Below are 2,096 nucleotides of genomic sequence, written 5' to 3'. Positions count from 1 at the left end.
CTCCGCCCAGCGCGAACCCGGGACGAAGCCCAGCCCCTCCGCCCGGCGCAGGGTGGCCGGTTCCCCCTCCACCCACAGCAGTCCGCCCCGCGCGTCGCACACCGCCAGCAGATGGGCCCCGTGCGCCGCGAACGCCCCCACCAGGTCCCGGAACAGCGGCATCACGCGGGCCAGCGGATGGTGTTCCCGGTAGGCCAGCAGTTCCGGCTCCGGCCGGTCCAGGCGGGGCGCGCACTCGGGGCTGACCCGGGCCCGTGCGCAGCGCCGCCAGGACTTCGCGATCACCGCCCGCACCGGCGGCTCGACCCGTCCGTCCCGGGTGAAGGCGTCGTGCGCCCGCCGCAGCACGCGCGTGCGTTCGGCGGGATCGGCCCCGCCCGGCAGCGCCAACGACGGATCGCCCATGTCACCCTCCCGAGGGGCCGTGGAGCCGCGGTATGCGGAGCGCGCCCCCATCGTGGAGCCGGTCCCCGACCCCGGCAAGCGTCGTGTCGGCCAAGCGTCGTGTCGGCCAGTCCGCGCCGGAACCCGGCCGGGAACGCGGCACCGCTCCGGCGCGTTGTGCCGGTAGTGGTCGAAGCAGGAGGAGGTGTCCGCAGATGTCGAGGAGCGGAAGGACCGCGGTCGTCGCGGTCGCGGCAGCGGTCGTGCTGTTCTGGCTGTTCGGCTTCTGGCCGGCGCTGGCGGTCCTGATCGGGGTCCCGGTGCTGGCCTACCTCCTCCTGGACTCTTCGCAGAGGCGTAGGGTGCGGGGCATGTCGAGGAAGCGGATCGGCCGCTGACAGCGGCAGGGGGGACATCCAGATGAACGGCACCACCACGGCGCAGGTCGCCGCGGTCAGCAGCAACGGCGAGTACTCCTTCACGAAGCCGAACCGGGAGAGCATCACGCTGCTCACCGGTCTCGGCGTCGAGGGCGACGTGCACGCGGGGGTCACGGTCAAGCACCGCTCGCGCGTGGCACAGGACCCGACGCAGCCGAATCTGCGTCAGGTGCACCTGATTCACCGGGAGCTCTTCGACGAGGTCGCCCGGGCCGGCTTCAGCGTCGCGCCCGGCCAGCTCGGGGAGAACGTCACCACCGAGGGCATAGACCTCCTGGCCCTGCCGACGGGCACCTTGCTGGGGATAGGCGAGCAGGCGGTCGTGGAGGTGACGGGCCTGCGCAACCCCTGCCCGCAGATCAACGCGTTCCAGGACGGACTGCTCAAGCAGGTCGTCGGCCGGGACGAGGAGGGCAGGGTGGTCCGCAAGGCCGGGATCATGGGCGTGGTCCACCGGGGCGGCACGGTCCGCCCCGGCGACACCATCACGGTCACCCTCCCGCCGCTGCCGCACATACCGCTCGAACGCGTCTGAGCGGGCCCGCGGGCGTCAGTAGTAGTCCCGCATCAGGACCGTTGCCCACTCCGGCTGGCGGACCTCGCCCCGGGGAGCGAACTCCGCCATGTACGGCTTGAGGTCGAGCACCGGGGTGCCGTCCACGGCATCGAGGCCCTCCACGTGCACGTCCAGCCCCTCGACGCGCACGACCCGGCACCGCGAGACGCCGAGCCGGTTGGGCCGGTTCTTCCCGCGCTGGGCGAAGATCCCGACCAGAGGCCAGTCCCGGTTTCCCCGAGGGTGCCGGGCACCCGTCTCGATCTTCTCCACCGGTACCCGGTCGAAGTGGTAGACGACCTCGACGTGCGAGAAGTCCTCCAGTCCGTGGAGGGCCTCCGGTCCGAAGAGGCCGGAGTCCAGCCGGATCACGGCCCGTTCCCGCCCCCAGTCGTCGTCCACGACGTCCGTCCGGCCGCCCACGACCACGCCCACGGGCACCGACTCGACCATCACCGTTCCCCTTTCCTCATCCGTCCTCAGACCGGCCGCACGGCGACGCGGTCCAGGGCCTCCAGCAGGCCGGGCAGCGCGGGCAGCCCGCCCGCCCCTTCACGGGGCACGGCCAGCACCCCGCCCGGCTCCTCGTCCAGCAGCACGAAGGCGGCGTCCCCGGTCCGGGCCACCAGCGACCAGCCGGGCCCGTCCGCCCGGAGGGTCCGCACGCCCTCACCCGCGAAGGCCGACCGCACCCGTCCCGGCGGGGGCGCCTGCCG

General features: G+C 73.5%; 3 protein-coding genes and 2 pseudogenes. 2 read left to right on the top strand and 3 right to left on the bottom strand.

Annotated features, from left to right (window positions below; genetic code table 11):
* A pseudogene (locus VR44_RS07940) lies at window positions 1-405 on the bottom strand (transcriptional regulator); the annotation flags it as partial.
* A 194-nt stretch (window positions 406-599) separates the two neighbouring features.
* Here VR44_RS07940 and VR44_RS07935 point away from each other — a divergent pair.
* Both VR44_RS07935 and VR44_RS07930 read left to right on the top strand, forming a co-directional pair.
* A complete protein-coding gene (locus VR44_RS07935) occupies window positions 600-782 on the top strand; it encodes a hypothetical protein (RefSeq protein WP_045946678.1) in 183 nt (60 codons plus the stop codon).
* Between the two features lie 22 nt (window positions 783-804).
* Window positions 805-1,359 (top strand): MOSC domain-containing protein, encoded by a 555-nt coding sequence (locus VR44_RS07930; RefSeq protein ID WP_045946677.1) that lies wholly within the window; start codon window positions 805-807, stop codon window positions 1,357-1,359.
* Window positions 1,360-1,374: 15 nt separating this feature from the next.
* On the opposite strand, the gene VR44_RS07925 is transcribed toward VR44_RS07930, so the two are convergent.
* Together VR44_RS07925 and VR44_RS07920 are read right to left on the bottom strand one after the other, a co-directional pair.
* Window positions 1,375-1,833 carry an SAM-dependent methyltransferase gene (locus VR44_RS07925; RefSeq protein WP_045946676.1) on the bottom strand — a complete coding sequence of 153 codons (459 nt, stop codon included), beginning with the start codon at window positions 1,831-1,833 and terminating at the stop codon, window positions 1,375-1,377.
* 26 nt (window positions 1,834-1,859) lie between these two features.
* Window positions 1,860-2,096 (bottom strand): annotated as a pseudogene (locus tag VR44_RS07920) (hypothetical protein); the annotation flags it as partial.

The organism is Streptomyces katrae, from assembly GCF_000966975.1.
Taxonomy (GTDB): Bacteria; Actinomycetota; Actinomycetes; order Streptomycetales; family Streptomycetaceae; genus Streptomyces; species Streptomyces katrae.
Note: the sequence above shows the minus strand (reverse complement) of the source record. Positions and strands in the feature narration are given on the sequence as shown.

Excerpts from the sequence above, each read along its gene's own strand:
- VR44_RS07935 (WP_045946678.1), top strand. The coding sequence starts at position 600 with ATGTCGAGGAGCGGAAGGACCGCGGTCGTCGCGGTCGCGGCAGCGGTC.
- VR44_RS07930 (WP_045946677.1), top strand. The coding sequence starts at position 805 with ATGAACGGCACCACCACGGCGCAGGTCGCCGCGGTCAGCAGCAACGGC.
- VR44_RS07925 (WP_045946676.1), bottom strand. The coding sequence starts at position 1,833 with ATGGTCGAGTCGGTGCCCGTGGGCGTGGTCGTGGGCGGCCGGACGGAC.